Origin of the sequence: Streptomyces sp. NPDC002467, assembly GCF_042889825.1 — a bacterium.
Lineage (GTDB): Bacteria > Actinomycetota > Actinomycetes > Streptomycetales > Streptomycetaceae > Streptomyces.
Map to the genome: position 1 here is coordinate 19,186 of NZ_JBIARJ010000011.1, position 15,968 is coordinate 35,153.

Here is a 15,968-nt window from a genome sequence, read left to right on the forward strand (position 1 = left end):
CATCGCAATCGAGCGATCCCGACGAAGGAGAACCCATGAGCGCCATTGTCCGCCCCCGTGACGGCCGAATGATCGGTGGAGTGTGCGCGGGGCTGGCGCGCCGCTTCGGAATCAAGGCGAACACGATGCGCGTCATATTCGTCGTCTCGTGTCTGCTGCCCGGTCCGCAGTTCCTGATCTACCTGGCGCTCTGGCTGCTGCTGCCGAACGAGAAGCCCGCGTCCACCGCCTGGTAGCGGACGCGGGTGGACCCCGGAGGGGTCAGGCGGCGTGCTTGATCTTCTCCAGTTGCCCGTCCGCCACTTCCTGCGGCACCCGCACCTGCTTCTGGCCGGAGGCCACGTCGAGCGCCATCAGTCGCACGACGGTGTCGCCCTCGCGCACGACGACGAGGTGGACCTGGGCGGAGACGCCCTGGCCGGCGGCGGTCGTGGTCCAGCTGACGGTCTCGTCACCTGCGGTGCGGTAGTCGGCGGCGCGTACGTCGCGGTAGCCGGCCGTCTGCTTCTCGACGGTGGCGGAGAAGCCCGTGCCGCACGCGGCCACGGCGGCCTTGAGCCGGGCGATCAGCGCCTTGGCGTCGCTCTCGGTGTAGGAGCTGACGGAGGCGGAGACGGCGAGTCCGAGTTGTTTCTGGGATCCGATGCCGCGGTTGACGGTCTGGCGCGCGGCCGGGTCCGGCTTGTCGCCCATGATGTCGGCGAGCGGCTGGCAGGCCTTCTTGTCGGCCTGGGGCTGGCCGTCCGGGGCGTTCGGGTTCTTGCCCTGGGCGGAGATCTGGTAGCCGGGCAGGTCGCCCTGTTCCAGCGCGGACCGCTCCAGTTTGCTCCCGCCGGTCTTGGCGGGGGCGGAGCCCGCGGGGGCCGGGGCGGAGGCGGCGGGCGCGGCCGGGGACCCCTTCGGGTCCGGGGCCTTGCCGCCCGCGGGGGTGTTCGTACTGCTGCATCCCACGGCCGCGAACAGCAGGGCGGGGAGCAGCGCGACGGTCGTCGCTCGTGCCTTCATGCGCATGATCGGAACCTCATACCCCGTACCTGGGTGGGCAGTTGGCGATGATCGTGGCATACGACGCGACGTGGCGCCCACCCGCTCGAAGGGGTGTGCGCCACGGGTACGCGCGTACGAGGATCAGGCGCCGAGACCGCTGGTCGGCAGGCCGCCGAGCAGGCCGGTCACCGGGCCGAGCGCGGCCGCCGGGTCGCTGGACTGCTGACCTTCCTCGGCGCCCATGTGCTGCTGGCTGGTGAGGCCCTGGACGGCGGTGGTGGCGGTGCCCAGCGTGTCGGTGAGGCCGACGGCCGGCACGGCGGCCGACGCGGTGCCCGCGGCGACGGCGGCGAAGGCGGCGCCGAGGGCGGCGACACCGAGGGTCTTGGCAGCTGACTGCTTCATGAAGGATCGTCCTTGCGACGGGGAATTTGGGCGGCTCCGCAAACTAGTCACTTCAAACCCCGGCCCGCAAACATCCTTAAATACGAGAAAGCGCCCGGGAATTGCTCCTCCCGGGCGCTTTCGGTACGTCAAGTCGTGGCCTACGCCAGGACGGAACCGCTGGTGGAGGCGGTCTGCTGGAAGAGCCACTCGGACTTCAGCTCCGCATAGCCCGGCTTGATCACTTCGTTGATCATGGCCAGTCGTTCATCGAAAGGAATGAACGCGGACTTCATGGCATTGACGGTGAACCACTGGATGTCGTCCAGGGAGTACCCGAAGGCGTCGACCAGGTGCTCGAACTCGCGGCTCATGCTGGTGCCGCTCATCAGGCGGTTGTCGGTGTTGACCGTGAGCCTGAAGTGCAGCTTCCGCAGCAGACCGATCGGGTGCTCGCCGTACGAGGCGGCCGCGGCCGTCTGCAGGTTCGAGGTCGGGCACATCTCCAGGGGGATGCGCTTGTCCCGGACGTACGAGGCCAGCCGGCCCAGCGTCACGGAGCCGTCGTCGGCGACCTCGATGTCGTCGATGATCCGCACGCCGTGACCGAGGCGGTCGGCGCCGCACCACTGCAGGGCCTGCCAGATCGACGGCAGACCGAAGGCCTCGCCCGCGTGGATGGTGAAGTGGTTGTTCTCGCGCTTGAGGTACTCGAAGGCGTCGAGGTGGCGGGTGGGAGGGAACCCGGCCTCGGCACCCGCGATGTCGAAGCCGACGACGCCGTGGTCGCGGTAGCGGTTGGCCAGCTCCGCGATCTCCAGCGCGCGGGCGGCGTGGCGCATCGCGGTGAGCAGGGCGCCGACGCGGATGCGGTGGCCGTTGGCCTTGGCGCGGCGCTCGCCCTCGCGGAAGCCCTCGTTCACGGCCTCGACGACCTCTTCGAGGGTCAGCCCCTTCTCCAGGTGCTGCTCGGGGGCGTAGCGGATCTCGGCGTACACGACGCCGTCCTCGGCCAGGTCCTCGGCGCATTCCGCGGCGACCCGGTAGAGGGCCTCCTTGGTCTGCATGACCGCGCAGGTGTGCGCGAAGGTCTCCAGGTAGCGGGGCAGGGAGCCGGAGTCGGCGGCTTCGCGGAACCAGATGCCGAGCTTGTCGGCGTCGGTCTCCGGCAGGTTCTCGTAGCCGACCTCGCGGGCCAGCTCGATGATGGTCCCGGGGCGCAGGCCTCCGTCGAGGTGATCGTGCAGGAGCACCTTCGGGGAGCGGCGGATCTGGTCCGGGGTCGGCAGGGTGGGGGTCTCGCTCGTCATCTGGGCACTCTAGCTCCTACGCGCGTAGAGCGGGATGCCGACGGCGTCCGCCGATATGTAACAGTGACCGCGCGGACGGATGGCGTACACCTCGGGGTCTGAGACTGTTCCGCCATGGCACAGCATGCGCCGCCGGCGCGCGGGGCCCGTCTGGGACGGGTGGCCGGCGCGAACGGCTCGGTATCGACGGTCAGTGGTGTGGTGCTCCTGCTTCCGGGGGCGTCCAGATGGTTCCCCGGTCCGCTGCGCCCGCTCGCGCGGGCGCTGGCCCGGGCGGGTGCGGCGAACGGGCTGGTGGCGCACACCGTCGTACACGGTGGCCAGGCGTCCCGGGAGGACCAGGCCCGGTGGGCCGCGGACGAGGTGGGCCGACGGTACGGGGACGTACCGGTGTGCCTGGCCGGATACGACGCGGGAGGGCTGACGGCGCTGCGGGCGGCGGGGCACGAGGCCGTCAACTCCGTTCTGGCGATGGCCCCTTCGTTACACGAGGTGGCCGACGCCGAATCCCCTGAACCGGTGAAACAGCTGTCGGGGCGGCAGGTCCTGATCGTCCACGGCACCAACGACGCGCGCAGCGACCCGGAGTGTTCGTTCCGGCTGGCGGCGCGGGCGAAGAAGGCGAATCGTTCTACCTGCCGGTTCGAAGTCCACTCGGACGGGCACGGGCTGCGCGAGCACCAGGCGGAAGTGGTGGCGCTGGCCGTGGATTTCGTCCTGGGCTCCCTGGGCCCGGGCCGCTACTCCCGCCCGGTGACGGACGCCCTGGCCGCTCCCCCGCCGCTGGGTCTGCGGATGCCGCTGGCCTCCGGGTTCGGGCGGTCGCTGAGGGGGTGAGCGGGCCGGGTGCCCCGGGCGTACCGTGAGGAATGGACTCGGGGTGCTCACCTCTCCCGGAGGGCGATCGACCATGGGCGGATTGCTGCACAAGAACTTCGACGAGCCGGACGAGACCCGACCGTTCGAGGCCAAGACGGGCAGGCTGGACCTCTTCAACACCGAGGGCGGCGCCGTGGGACGCGCGGTCTTCGAGCCCGGCTGGCGGTGGTCGATGCACGTCAAGCCGATCGCGGGCACGGACAGCTGCCAGTCCGCCCACACCGGGTACGTGGTGAGCGGGCGCATGAAGATCGTCATGGACGACGGGGAGAGCGGCGAGATCGGCCCCGGTGACTTCATCCAGATCGCGCCCGGGCATGACGCGTGGGTGCTGGGTGACGAGCCCTGCGTCGCGCTGGACTGGACGGGTTACGTCGACTACGCGAGGCCGGCGTCCGGCTGACGCGTCCGCCGGGTCGGCGGCCCCTGACTCCCGCCCTGGCCTTGGCCCTGGCCGAGGAGCGTGACCGCGCGGTCCAGGGTGCGGGCGAGGCCGTCCGCCGTGGGGTCGGTGGCGAGGACGTACGCGTGGTGCAGCGCGCCGGTCGGGGCGCTGCGCACCACCGCGCCCGGCGGGATCTGCAGCTGCACCCGGACCACGCCCGGCACGCACCGGGCGGCGGCGAGGGCCCCGGCGGCGTCGAAGCCGAACACGGCGGCGCGGCCCCGGCGGACGGCCTCCATGCGGCCTAACCCCCCGATGAGGTGGCCGTGGTCGCGCCAGTCCGTCCGTACCCGCCGCTCCGCCCCCTCACGGTCGGTGGACACCGATGGAACCGGCGCGACCACCACGGTGTGCGCACCCTCCCCCAGCTACCGCTGGGAGGTGCCCCCGGGCGGGCGGCCGCCACCACGGCTGGTCGCGGGCTCAGCAGGACGGCAACGGGCCCCCGTCCCCCGTCGGGCGTCCATTGCTGCCGCATACCGCGCTCCCCCTCACGCCGTCCTGACACTGTGCCTCTTCGGCATATGCCGAACGTGTCGGGGCAGGGGTCGTCTTGCCGCCTTGCGGGAACACGAGGGGTTTACAGATCATCCCGTACAGGGATGAATAGGCATATGCGACCCGATGAAGCAGGAGCGACCGGGGAAGACGGAGAGGCCGGGCCACCCGGGGAGCTGAGCCCCGCCGCGCTGCGCCTGTACGCGTACGCGGTCGAGCGGCATTCCTTTGACGCGGGAGAGGCGACGGGGGCGCTGGGCGTGCGCGCGGCCACCGCGATCACCGAGCTGGCCGCCGCGCACCTGCTCCAGCGCGCCCCGGGCGCCGGCCCCGAGCGGTGGAGCGCGGTGGCTCCCCGGGCGGCAGCGGCGCGTGCGCTGGCCCCACTGGCCCTGCTCGTACGGGAGACCCACGACGAGATGGACCGACTGCGGGGGCGGTTGGAGGCGCTGGTACCGGCGTACGAGGCGGGGACCTCGCACCGGGACCTCAGCGCTTCGGGACGCCTGGAGCTGGTCACCGACCTGGGGGCGGTGCGGGGGCTGATCACGGAGCTGGTCGCGGCGTGCGACCGGGAGCTGCTGACCTCGCAGCCCGGTGGCGCCCGGCCGCTGGAGACCCTGGAGGAGGCGATCGGGCGGGACGAGTCGCTGCTGGCGCGCGGGGTCCGGATGCGGACGATCTACCAGCACACGGCGCGCTACTCGCGGCCCACGGCGGCGTACGTGGAACGGGTGACGGCGTTGGGCGCGCAGGTGCGGACGCTGGGCGACGGGCTGATGCGGATGCTGGTCTTCGACGGCCACACGGGCCTGATGGCGGTTCCGGAGCGGAGCGGGGCGGCGCTGGTGGTGCGGGAGCCGAACGTCGTCCACTTCATGACGGCGGCGTTCGAGCGGTCGTGGCTGGGAGCGGAACCGTTCCCGACGTCGGTGAGCCCGGATGCGGCCCGGTCCATCTCGGACGAGCTGCGGCAGACGATCGTACGGCTGCTGTCGGAGGGCCTGGAGGACAAGGTGATCGCGCGCCGGCTGGGCATGTCGGAGCGGACCTGCCAGCGGCACATCGCCGAGATCATGCGAGCGGTGGGCGCCAAGTCCCGCTTCCAGGCCGGCTACTTGCTGGGGCCGCCGGCCGCGCCCTCTGCCGTGCCGCCCGCCCCGGACGAGCCGGAGGCGCCGGAGGCGTGAGCCGGGCTGCGCCCGGACCCGGGGCCCCGCCCCGGACCCCGCGCCTCGGACGCCTAGGCAGGCGACTCCAGTTCCGGGATCAGCCGCCCCCGGCGGGAGAGCAGGAAGCGTTTGAACTCGGCCACCGGGGGTGTGTCCGGGTGGCCGTCGAGCCAGGCGACGCCGATCTCGCGGACCGCGCGCGGGGCGGTGACCGTCAGTTCGACCACGCCGGGGCGGGCCACGGCCGGCGGGGGCAGGAGGGCCACGCCCAGGCCCGCGGCGACCAGGCCGCGCAGGGTCTCGGCCTCCTCGCCCTCGAAGGCGACCCGGGGGGTGAAGCCGGCTTCCGCGCACAGGTCGTCGGTGATGCGGCGCAGGCCGTAGCCGGGTTCCAGGGTGACGAAGGTTTCCTCGGCGGCCTCGGCGAGGCGGATGCGCTTGCGGCCGGCGAGGCGGTGGTCGTCGGGGACGACGAGGCGCAGGCGCTGTTCGTCGAGGCGGCGGGCGACGAGGTCGGGGGCGTCGGGGACGGGTGAGGTGAGGCAGAGGTCGAGTTCGCCGGAGCGCAGCTTCTCCAGCATGGCCTCGCCGTAGTTCTGGACGAGGGAGAAGCGGATCCGCGGGTGGTCGGCGCGGAAGGCGCGGATGAGGCCGGGTACGGTCTCGGAGCCCAGGGTGTGCAGGAAGCCGAAGGCGACCTTGCCGTAGGCCGGGTCGGCGTCCTGCTGGACTGATTCGGCGGCGCGGGCGATGCCGTCGAGGGCCTGTTGGGCGGAGGCCAGGAAGGTGCGGCCGGCGGTGGTGAGGGCGACGGTGCGGCCCTTGCGGGCGAACAGCGTGACGCCCAGGTCCTGTTCGAGGCGGACCATCGCCCGCGAGAGGGTGGACTGCGGGACGCCCAGTTCGTGGGCCGCGCGCGTGACGTGCTCGTGCCGGGCGACGGCCGCGAAGTACGCGAGGCGCGGGGCCAGCAGTTGTGTCACGGACAAGTCTTCTTCGTAACGGTTCATCGACGTGCGCCGCCCTGAGCTGTGCTGATGCATGAGTGGATTGATTATCGCGATTCTGTGCATTGGACGCATGAAAGGGGGCGGGCCTACCGTCGAAGCATGTCTCCCGCTCATACCGGGGCATCCGTCACCACGGGTGCCTCCACCCCGTCGTCCCTCGCGCCTCCGGACCGGACACGCGAAGCCCTCTCCCCCGGCCGCCCCGGCTACCGCCGGATGAGCCTCGCGCTCTTCGCCGCCGGACTCGCGACCTTCGCCCTCCTCTACTCCACGCAGGCGCTGCTGCCCGCGATCTCCGCCGGTTTCGGCGTGACGGCGGGTCAGGCCAGCTGGACGGTGTCCGCGGCCACCGGTGCGCTCGCCCTGTTCGTCCTGCCGCTCAGCGCGTTGTCCGAGCGGTTCGGGCGGACCCGGATGATGACCTGCTCGATGATCGTGGCCGTGGGCGTGGCCCTGCTGATCCCGTTCGCGCCGAACCTGGAGTGGCTGATCGGGCTGCGTGCCGTCCAGGGCGCGGCGATCGCCGGGATCCCGGCCTCCGCGATGGCGTACCTCGCGGAGGAGGTCAAGCCGAAGGCGCTGGTCGCCGCGATCGGCCTGTTCGTGGCGGGCAATTCGATCGGCGGCATGAGCGGCCGCCTCGTCACCGGCTGGGCCGCGCAGCTGTGGGGCTGGCGGGCCGGGCTGGGGGCCGTCGCGCTGATGTCGCTGGCGTGCGCGGTGGCGTTCCTGGTGCTGCTGCCGCGGGCGCGGTTCTTCCGGCCGGCGTCGCTGAACCCGCGTGCGGTGGGTCGTACGGTCGCCGGTCACCTGCGGGATCCGCTGCTGCTGCGGCTGTACGGGATCGGCGCGCTGTTCATGACCGTCTTCGGCGCGGTGTACACCGTCATCGGCTACCGCCTGGTCGAGGAGCCGTTCTCCCTCGGGCAGGGCGTGATCGGTTCGATCTTCCTGATCTACCTGGTCGGTACGGTCTCCTCGGCGGCCGCCGGGCAGCTGGTGGCCCGGACGGGGCGGCGCGGCGCGCTGTACCTGGCGGTGACCACGACCGCGCTGGGGCTGCTGCTGTCGCTGTCGGATTCCCTGGCCGCGATCCTGGTCGGGCTGGTCCTGATCACGGCGGGCTTCTTCGCGGGCCACGCGGTGGCCTCCTCGTCGGTGAGCCGGACGGCGAAGACGGGCCGGGCGCAGGCCTCCGCCCTGTACCAGTCGGCGTACTACCTGGGCTCCAGCGCCGGCGGCACCCTGGGTGCGCTCGCCTACCACTCGGCGGGCTGGGCGGCGACGGTCGGCATCGCGCTGCTGGCGGTGCTCGGCGTCGTGTCGATCACCCTGTACGGGTCGCACGCGGCCCGCGCCGAGCGGCGCCTGCCGGGGGCCGCGGTCGCCGCGCGCTGAGGCACGTCGAGACACGTCGCGGCACGTCGAGACACGCCCGAACGGTCCTTGGGCCGTTCGGGCTGCCGTTGTCAGAGCCCTCCGGTAGTTTCCGAAGTACCGGATGCACCAGGGGGAAGACACCATGAGCGAGCTGGCGACGACACCGCAGGACCTCGATCTCGACACGGCGATGGACCGGTACCGGGTGGAGCTCACCGGCTACTGCTACCGCATGCTGGGCTCCTCCTTCGACGCCGAGGACGCCGTGCAGGACACGTACGTCCGCGCCTGGCGCAGCTACGAGAAGTTCGAGGGTCGGTCGTCGCTGCGGTCGTGGCTGTACCGGATCGCCACGAACGTGTGCCTGGACCTGCTGAACGCGGGGAACAAGCGGGCCCGCCCGATGGACCTGACCGCTCCGCAGCACCAGGCCTCCGCCGTGCTCAACGAGCGCTCCGAGGTGACCTGGCTGGAGCCGGTCCCGGACGGCCGGGTGCTGCCGCAGACCGCCGACCCGGCGGAGATGGCCCTGGCGAAGGAATCCGTGCGCCTGGCCTTCGTCGCGGCGCTGCAGCACCTGCCGGCGAAGCAGCGGGCGGTGCTGATCCTGCGCGAGGTGCTGGCCTGGAAGGCCGACGAGGTCGCCGTGCTGCTGGAGACCACGGTGGCGTCGGTGAACAGCGCGCTGCAGCGGGCCCGGGCCACGCTGGCCTCGCACGGGATCCGCGACAGCGATCCGGCGGACCCGCTGGACGCGGACCAGGCGAAGCTGCTGGAGCAGTACCTGTCCGCCTTCGAGGCCTACGACATCTCGCGGCTGACCACCCTGCTGCACGAGGACGCGGTGCTGTCGATGCCGCCGTTCGACCTGTGGCTGCAGGGCCACGCCGACATCGCGGCGTGGCACCTGAACCAGGGCATCGGCTGCAAGGGCTCCCGTCTGGTCCCGACGACGGCGAACGGCCTGCCGGCCTTCGGCCAGTACCGTCCGGCCGCCTCGGGCACGGGCCACGTGCCGTGGGCGCTCCAGGTGCTGGAGATCTCAGACGGCAAGATCGTCGGGCTCAACGCCTTCCTGGACACCGCCCGGTGGTTCCCGCTGTTCGGCCTCCCCGAGCAGCTCGACGAGGCCGACGAGGTCCAGTAGCGCGCGGTAGGCGGGCCCGACGCCGGTCACGGTGAGGGCCCGGCCGTGTCCGCGGGCGGTCAGCCGCAGCCGGGCCAGGACCTCCACCGCCGCCAGTCCCGGCGCGGTGACGGCGCCGGCGTCGCACTCCACCGTGCGCGCGCCGTCCTCGTACATCCGGGCCAGGCGCGCGCACAGGCGCGCGGCGTCGGGTGCGGTCGGGGTGGGTCCGGGCAGCACGAGTCGTCTCATCGTCACGAGAGGGTGACTCCCCGGGCCGCCGGAACTCATCGGCGCCGGGCCGGCCTCAAGGCGTCGGGAAGGCGGACGTGTCCAGCTTGAGGTCGAACGGTGCGGGGAGGTGGAAGGTCTCGCCGAATTTGCCTGCCTGAAGAATCCGGTAGTGCCCGTTGTTCGGCTCGCCGTACAGCGTGATGGTCGGCCCGCCGGACGCGAAGGCGTCGATGAGCAGATACAGCGGGATGGCGGCGGTCGCGTAGCCCGCCAGCTTGGCGACACGGTCGTTGACGGCGTTGGACTTCGAGGTGATCTCCACCACCAGTTCCGCAACGGCGGCCGGGACGTAGTTTCCTTCCTCCAGGGCAGCCTGGTCGGGTACGACCACCAGGTCCGGGATGTAAAGGCCCACGCGGGACGGGACCGCCACATTGAGCGTCTGGTACACCTCGCAGGCTTCGGGGAGCACCGGCAACAGGGCCCGTTGGACCTTGACCGCGATGTAGTTGTGGTGGTTGACGGGCGGTGGTGCCACGGTGATGATCCCCCCGATGATCTCCACCTTGCAGCCCTCCGGCCAGTCCGTCTCCTCCCAGAGGCGGACGAGCTCGTCCCAGTTGTCGCCGCTTGCGGGCTCCTGCTGGACGGTGAGTGCGCTCATCGTGTGCTCCTCAAGCTGATGGCACCGATCCCAGCATGCCGAACGGGACCGGCGGGGGTCCACCGGTCCCGTTCACCCGAAAGGGAAGCCGCAGGTCAGGCGATGCGGTCCAGGACGATCGGCGTGGCGGAGAACGTCGTGCCGGCCGGGGCGATGTCGTACGTGCCCTCCAGGGAGGCCAGGGCGTAGTCGAACTTCTCCGGGGTGTCCGTGTGCAGGGTCATCAGCGGCTGACCGGCCGTCACGGTGTCGCCCGGCTTCGCGTGGAGTTCGATGCCCGCGCCCGCCTGCACCGGGTCCTCCTTGCGCGCGCGGCCGGCGCCCAGGCGCCAGGCGCCGACGCCCACGCCGTAGGCGTCGAGGCGGGTCAGGACGCCCGACTCGGGGGCGGTGATCACGTGCTGCTCGCGGGCGACCGGCAGGGCCGCGTCCGGGTCGCCGCCCTGGGCCGCGATCATCCGGCGCCAGTGGTCCATCGCGGAGCCGTCGGCCAGGGCCTTCGCCGGGTCGGCGTCCTTGATGCCGGCGGCCTCCAGCATCTCCTTGGCCAGGGCGATGGTCAGCTCGACGACGTCCGCGGGGCCGCCACCGGCCAGGACCTCGACCGACTCGCGGACTTCGAGGGCGTTGCCGGCGGTCAGGCCGAGCGGGGTGGACATGTCGGTGAGCAGGGCGACCGTCTTGACGCCGGAGTCGGTGCCGAGGCCGACCATGGTGCGGGCGAGCTCGCGGGCGTCCTCGATGTTCTTCATGAAGGCGCCGGAGCCGACCTTCACGTCCAGGACGAGGGAGCCCGTGCCCTCGGCGATCTTCTTGGACATGATCGAGGAGGCGATCAGCGGGATGGCCTCGACGGTGCCGGTGACGTCGCGCAGGGCGTAGAGCTTCTTGTCCGCCGGGGCCAGGCCGTCGCCCGCCGCGCAGATGACCGCGCCGGTGGTGTCGAGGACGTGCATCATCTCCTCGTTGGACAGCAGCGCGCGCCAGCCGGGGATGGACTCCAGCTTGTCGAGGGTGCCGCCGGTGTGGCCGAGGCCGCGGCCCGACAACTGCGGGACGGCCGCGCCGCAGGCGGCGACGAGCGGGGCCAGCGGCAGGGTGATCTTGTCGCCGACGCCGCCGGTGGAGTGCTTGTCGGCGGTCGGGCGGGACAGCGCGTCGAAGTTCATGCGCTCGCCGGAGGCGATCATCGCGGCGGTCCAGCGGGCGATCTCGGTGCGGTTCATGCCGTTGAGCAGGATGGCCATCGCCAGCGCCGACATCTGCTCGTCGGCGACGATGCCGCGCGTGTACGCGTCGATGACCCAGTCGATCTGCTCGGGGCTCAGCTCGCCGCGGTCCCGCTTGGTACGGATGACGGAGATGACGTCCATGTGGTGCTTCCTTCTACGCGCATAGAGAGAGGGGGTTGCGGAAGTACGACGGCCCTCCGCCCAAGGGGGTGGAGGGCCGTCGGCACGGTTATCTCAAGTGATCGGGCCCGAAGGCCTGCGGCAGCATCTCCGCCAGCGGGAGGATCCCCTTCGGGGTTTCCACCAGCAGGTCCGGTCCGCCGAATTCGAAGAGCAGCTGGCGGCAGCGGCCGCACGGGACGAGGATCTCGCCCCGGCCGTCGACGCAGGTGAAGTGCGTCAGCCGGCCGCCGCCGGTCGCCTGGAGGGAGGAGACCAGTCCGCACTCGGCGCACAGGCCGAGGCCGTAGCTCGCGTTCTCGACGTTGCAGCCGACGACCGTCCTGCCGTCGTCGACCCGTGCGGCGACGCCGACCGGGAAGCCCGAGTAGGGGGCGTACGCCCGGGACATGGCGTCCCGGGCGGCCTCGCGCAGGGCCTCCCAGTCGACGGTGGGCACCGCCGTCACTTGCCCTCGCCCTTGCGGTACGGCATGCCGTCCGCCTTGGGCATGCGCAGGCGCTGCGAGGACAGGGCGAGGACCAGCAGCGTGGTCACGTACGGGGCCGCGTCCACGAACTGGCTGGGCACCTGGTCGGTCAGCGCGTACCAGGCGGACAGCCCACCGGCGCAGGCCAGCGCGATGGCGGCCTGGAAGTGCTTGCGCTTGTACAGCTGCCAGACGCAGACCAGCACCAGCACGATCGCGAGGAGCAGCAGCATCGCGTGGACGTTCGTGGCGCCACCGCGCAGCTTGAGGCCGTCGATGTAGCCGAACATGCCCGCGCCCAGCGCCATGCCGCCCGGCATCCAGTTACCGAAGATCATCGCGGCGAGACCGATGTAGCCGCGGCCGCCGGTCTGGCCCTCCTGGTAGATCGGGCTGGCGACGATCGACAGGAACGCGCCGCCGAGGCCGGCGAGGCCACCGGAGACGATCACGGCGATGTACTTGTACTTGTACACGTTGACGCCGAGGGACTCCGCGGCGGTCGGGTTCTCACCGCAGGAGCGCAGTCGCAGGCCGAAGGCGGTGCGCCACAGGACCCACCAGGTGCCCGGGATCAGCAGCAGGGCGACGACGGTCAGCAGCGACAGCTCGGTGACCAGGCCGCCGATGACGCCGGCGAGGTCCGAGACGAAGAACCAGTGCTTGGCCTGGAGGTCGGCCATCCAGTCGGACAACCCCGGCACCGTGATCTTGTAGATCGGCTCGACCTGCGGCGACTGCTTCGAGGAGCCGCCGGGCGCCTCGGCGAAGGTGAAGTTCGACAGGTACTGGGTGAAGCCCAGGGCCAGGATGTTGACCGCCACACCGGAGACGATGTGGTTGACGTTGAAGGTGACCGTGATGATCGCGTGCAGGAGGCCGCCGATGGCGCCGCCGACGATGCCGGCGATGACGCCCGTCCACGGGCCCCACTGGTAGCCGGCCCAGGCACCGAACCAGGTGCCGAGGATCATCATGCCTTCGAGGCCGATGTTGACGACGCCCGCTCGCTCGGCCCACAGACCGCCGAGGCCGGCGAGGCCGATCGGCACGGCGAGCGAGAGGGCGCCGGAGACCTGACCGACGGAGGTCAGGTCGTTCGCGCCGCTGATCAGGCGGACCACCGAGACCAGCGCGAGGGCGCCGGCGATGATCAGCATGATCCACGGGAGGGTGAGCTTCTTGCGGCCGGCCGACTTCTTGGGGGCGGCGGCCGTCGCGGAAACGGTGCTGGTGCTCACGCCGCGACCTCCTTCTCGGTCTTGATGGCGTGGCCCGCGGCCAGTTCCTCGCCGACCTTCTGCTGCTGGCGGCGGATGCCGTAACGGCGGATGAGCTCGTAGGAGACGACGACCGCGATCACGATCAGGCCCTTCATGATCGTGCCGATCTCCTTCGCGTAACCGGCCTGGTCGAGCGAGGCCGAGGCCTTGTCGATGAAGGCCATCAGGAACGCGGCGAAGAAGATGCCGACCGGGTTGTTGCGGCCGAGCAGCGCGATGGTGATGCCGGTGAAGCCGACACCGGTCGGGAAGGCCAGGTTGTACGTGTGGGTCTCGCCCAGGAGCTGCGGCATGCCCGCGAGGCCGGCGACCGCACCGGAGATGAGCATCGCCGTGATGATCATCTTCTTGGCGTCGACGCCGGAGGCCTGCGCGGCGGATTCGCTGGCGCCGGTGGCGCGCAGGTCGAAGCCGAAGCGGGTCCGGTTGAGCGTGAACCAGTAGACGATGCCGAGGGCGAAGGCCACGAAGGTGAAGCCGTAGATCTCCAGCCCCTCGCCGAGGTCCACGGCCGGGAACCAGCCGGACTGGGCGATGTCGCCGGTCGTCAGGTCGTTGGAGCCCGCCGGCTGGACGCCGAGGTTCTTCGTCAGCATCAGCCAGGCGATCAGGGCGGTCGCGATGGCGTTCAGCATGATCGTCGAGACGACCTCGCTCACGCCGCGCTTGGCCTTGAGGACACCGGCGATGCCGGACCAGAAGGCGCCGACGAGCATCGCCACGAGGATGATCAGCAGCAGGTGCAGCGGACCCGGCAGGGTCACGGCCGCGCCGACCACGGCGGACAGCATCGCCGCGAGGCGGTACTGGCCGTCGACGCCGATGTTGAAGAGGTTCATGCGGAAGCCGATGGCCACGGCCATGGCCGCCAGGTAGTACGTACCGGCCTGGTTCACGATGAGGACCTGGACGTCCTCGTAACCGGCGTTCTCCACCATGAGGCGCAGCGGCTCGATCGGGTCGATGCCCGTCGCGGCCAGCACGATCATGGTCAGGAGGAAGGCGCTGAGGAGCGCCGCCACGGGCCCGGCGATGCCGAGGATCAGCCGGTCCTTGTCGAATTTCTTCATCGGGCCTCGTCCTCCGGTGCGTCGGTACCGGCCTCGGTACCGGCGGCGGAGTGGTTGTCGGTTGCTTCCAGGTGGCCGGAGGCGGCACCCGTCATGGCGGTGCCGAGGGCCTCCGGGGTGACGGTCGCCGGATCGGCCTCCGCCACCAGGCGACCCCGGTAGATCACGCGCAGGGTGTCGGACAGACCGATGAGCTCGTCCAGGTCCGCGGAGATCAGCAGGACGGCCAGACCCTCGCGGCGGGCCTCGCGGATCGCGTCCCAGATCTGCGCCTGCGCGCCGACGTCCACACCGCGGGTGGGGTGGGCGGCGATGAGGAACTTCGGGTTGTGGCTCATCTCGCGGCCGACGATCAGCTTCTGCTGGTTGCCGCCGGAGAGCGAGGCCGCGGTCACGTCGATGCCGGGCGTGCGGACGTCGTACTCGACGACGATCCGCGCGGTGTCCTTGCGGGCGGCCTTGGTGTCGAGGATGCCGCGCTTGGAGTTGGGCGCCTCGGTGACGTGGCCGAGGATGCGGTTCTCCCACAGCGGGGCGTCCAGCAGCAGGCCGTGGCGGTGGCGGTCCTCGGGGATGTAGCCGATGCCGTCGACCCGGCGCTTGCGGGTCGGGGCGGTGGAGATGTCCGTCCCGTCCAGAGTGATCGTTCCGCCGTCGGGGATGCTCATGCCCATGAGGGCCTCGATGAGCTCCGTCTGGCCGTTGCCCTCGACGCCGGCGATGCCGAGCACCTCACCCTTGTGGATGGTGAAGTCGATGCCGGCGAGCACCTCGCGGACGATGCCGTCCGGGTCGGTGGCGGCCAGGCGCAGGCCGTCGACCTGGAGCATCGGCGTGGTGGTCACCGTGGACTCGCGGGTCTCGGGCGAGGGGAGCTCGGAGCCGACCATCAGCTCGGCGAGCTGCTTGGTGGTGGCGGTCTTCGGGTCGGCGGTGCCGACGGTGGTGCCGCGCCGGATGACGGTGATGTCGTCGGCGACCTTCAGGACCTCGCCCAGCTTGTGCGAGATGAAGATGACGGTCAGGCCCTCGGCCTTGAGCTCGCGCAGGTTGTCGAAGAGCGCGTCCACTTCCTGCGGCACGAGCACGGCGGTCGGCTCGTCGAGGATGAGGATCTTGGCGCCGCGGTAGAGGACCTTGAGGATCTCCACGCGCTGCCGGTCGGCCACACCGAGGTCCTCGACCAGGGCGTCGGGACGCACGCCGAGGCCGTACGCGTCCGAGATCTCCTTGATCTTCTTACGGGCCTTGGCACCGATGCCGTACAGCTTCTCGCCGCCGAGGACCACGTTCTCCAGGACGGTGAGGTTGTCGGCGAGCATGAAGTGCTGGTGCACCATGCCGATGCCGCGGGCGATGGCGTCGCCGGGGCTGGCGAAGGAGACCTGCTCCCCGTCGATCGCGATGGTGCCCTCGTCCGGCTTCTGCATGCCGTAGAGGATCTTCATCAGGGTCGACTTGCCGGCGCCGTTCTCGCCGATCAAGGCATGGACCGTGCCCTTGCGGACGGTGATCGCGATGTCCTTGTTGGCGACGACGCCGGGGAAGCGCTTGGTGATGCCGTGCAGTTCTACGGCGGGGGGCGGGCTGGACGCGTTGATGACGCACTCTCCTTGGCGCGGAAGGAGCGGAAGGCAGGAGGACA

At 71.2% G+C, this 15,968-nt stretch carries 18 protein-coding genes; 6 read left to right on the forward strand and 12 right to left on the reverse strand.

The features are described from left to right. Positions 1-35: 35 nt before the first annotated feature. Positions 36-236: a PspC domain-containing protein gene (locus ACFYYJ_RS22630; protein WP_385127480.1), complete on the forward strand. Its 201-nt coding sequence runs from the start codon at positions 36-38 to the stop codon at positions 234-236. Positions 237-261: 25 nt separating this feature from the next. Here ACFYYJ_RS22630 and ACFYYJ_RS22635 read toward each other — a convergent pair whose 3' ends face one another. The 3 genes from ACFYYJ_RS22635 to ACFYYJ_RS22645 form a co-directional block, all read right to left on the reverse strand. Continuing rightward, a complete protein-coding gene (locus ACFYYJ_RS22635) occupies positions 262-1,005 on the reverse strand; it encodes a hypothetical protein (protein ID WP_389134888.1) in 744 nt (247 codons plus the stop codon). A gap of 123 nt (positions 1,006-1,128) precedes the next feature. Next, a complete protein-coding gene (locus ACFYYJ_RS22640) occupies positions 1,129-1,392 on the reverse strand; it encodes a hypothetical protein (protein ID WP_376657552.1) in 264 nt (87 codons plus the stop codon). A gap of 140 nt (positions 1,393-1,532) precedes the next feature. Continuing rightward, positions 1,533-2,681, reverse strand: coding sequence for an adenosine deaminase (locus ACFYYJ_RS22645; RefSeq protein WP_385127484.1), 1,149 nt, complete (start codon positions 2,679-2,681; stop codon positions 1,533-1,535). Between the two features lie 114 nt (positions 2,682-2,795). Here ACFYYJ_RS22645 and ACFYYJ_RS22650 point away from each other — a divergent pair, with 114 nt between their 5' ends. After that, positions 2,796-3,518: an alpha/beta hydrolase gene (locus ACFYYJ_RS22650; RefSeq protein WP_389134891.1), complete on the forward strand. Its 723-nt coding sequence runs from the start codon at positions 2,796-2,798 to the stop codon at positions 3,516-3,518. A 73-nt stretch (positions 3,519-3,591) separates the two neighbouring features. Beyond that, the gene (locus tag ACFYYJ_RS22655) at positions 3,592-3,963 is read left to right on the forward strand and encodes a cupin domain-containing protein (RefSeq protein WP_384744677.1); all 372 of its coding nucleotides are present in this window, start codon (positions 3,592-3,594) and stop codon (positions 3,961-3,963) included. On the opposite strand, the gene ACFYYJ_RS22660 is transcribed toward ACFYYJ_RS22655, so the two are convergent. Then, on the reverse strand, positions 3,939-4,328 hold the full coding sequence (locus ACFYYJ_RS22660) for a hypothetical protein (RefSeq protein WP_389134894.1): 390 nt from the start codon (positions 4,326-4,328) through the stop codon (positions 3,939-3,941). The two genes, ACFYYJ_RS22655 and ACFYYJ_RS22660, sit on opposite strands and share 25 nt — an antisense overlap. Positions 4,329-4,619: 291 nt before the next feature. Between ACFYYJ_RS22660 and ACFYYJ_RS22665 the strand changes: the two genes are divergently transcribed. Next, on the forward strand, positions 4,620-5,693 hold the full coding sequence (locus tag ACFYYJ_RS22665) for a LuxR C-terminal-related transcriptional regulator (RefSeq protein WP_385363961.1): 1,074 nt from the start codon (positions 4,620-4,622) through the stop codon (positions 5,691-5,693). Positions 5,694-5,746: 53 nt separating this feature from the next. Here the strand turns inward: ACFYYJ_RS22665 and ACFYYJ_RS22670 are convergent, their stop codons facing one another. Beyond that, positions 5,747-6,685, reverse strand: a complete 939-nt coding sequence (locus tag ACFYYJ_RS22670; RefSeq protein ID WP_385127492.1) for a LysR family transcriptional regulator — start codon at positions 6,683-6,685, stop codon at positions 5,747-5,749. A 99-nt stretch (positions 6,686-6,784) separates the two neighbouring features. Here ACFYYJ_RS22670 and ACFYYJ_RS22675 point away from each other — a divergent pair, with 99 nt between their 5' ends. Together ACFYYJ_RS22675 and ACFYYJ_RS22680 are read left to right on the forward strand one after the other, a co-directional pair. After that, the gene (locus tag ACFYYJ_RS22675; RefSeq protein WP_385127494.1) at positions 6,785-8,083 is read left to right on the forward strand and encodes an MFS transporter; all 1,299 of its coding nucleotides are present in this window, start codon (positions 6,785-6,787) and stop codon (positions 8,081-8,083) included. A 124-nt stretch (positions 8,084-8,207) separates the two neighbouring features. Continuing rightward, positions 8,208-9,212 carry a sigma-70 family RNA polymerase sigma factor gene (locus ACFYYJ_RS22680; RefSeq protein WP_389134898.1) on the forward strand — a complete coding sequence of 335 codons (1,005 nt, stop codon included), beginning with the start codon at positions 8,208-8,210 and terminating at the stop codon, positions 9,210-9,212. Here the strand turns inward: ACFYYJ_RS22680 and ACFYYJ_RS22685 are convergent. The 7 genes from ACFYYJ_RS22685 to ACFYYJ_RS22715 form a co-directional block, all read right to left on the reverse strand. Continuing rightward, positions 9,108-9,443, reverse strand: coding sequence for an STAS domain-containing protein (locus ACFYYJ_RS22685; protein WP_389135208.1), 336 nt, complete (start codon positions 9,441-9,443; stop codon positions 9,108-9,110). The genes ACFYYJ_RS22680 and ACFYYJ_RS22685 overlap by 105 nt on opposite strands. Positions 9,444-9,498: 55 nt before the next feature. Next, on the reverse strand, positions 9,499-10,089 hold the full coding sequence (locus ACFYYJ_RS22690; RefSeq protein WP_385127500.1) for a Uma2 family endonuclease: 591 nt from the start codon (positions 10,087-10,089) through the stop codon (positions 9,499-9,501). A 95-nt stretch (positions 10,090-10,184) separates the two neighbouring features. After that, a complete protein-coding gene (locus ACFYYJ_RS22695) occupies positions 10,185-11,462 on the reverse strand; it encodes a thymidine phosphorylase (RefSeq protein WP_389134902.1) in 1,278 nt (425 codons plus the stop codon). Positions 11,463-11,550: 88 nt separating this feature from the next. Further along, a complete protein-coding gene (locus tag ACFYYJ_RS22700) occupies positions 11,551-11,940 on the reverse strand; it encodes a cytidine deaminase (protein ID WP_385127557.1) in 390 nt (129 codons plus the stop codon). A gap of 5 nt (positions 11,941-11,945) precedes the next feature. After that, complete coding sequence (locus tag ACFYYJ_RS22705) at positions 11,946-13,211, reverse strand: ABC transporter permease (RefSeq protein WP_385363958.1); 1,266 nt, start codon at positions 13,209-13,211, stop codon at positions 11,946-11,948. Further along, a complete protein-coding gene (locus ACFYYJ_RS22710) occupies positions 13,208-14,323 on the reverse strand; it encodes an ABC transporter permease (protein ID WP_384744660.1) in 1,116 nt (371 codons plus the stop codon). Before ACFYYJ_RS22710 ends, ACFYYJ_RS22705 begins: the two co-directional genes overlap by 4 nt. Further along, positions 14,320-15,924 (reverse strand): ABC transporter ATP-binding protein, encoded by a 1,605-nt coding sequence (locus ACFYYJ_RS22715; protein WP_384744719.1) that lies wholly within the window; start codon positions 15,922-15,924, stop codon positions 14,320-14,322. Before ACFYYJ_RS22715 ends, ACFYYJ_RS22710 begins: the two co-directional genes overlap by 4 nt. Positions 15,925-15,968: the final 44 nt, after the last annotated feature.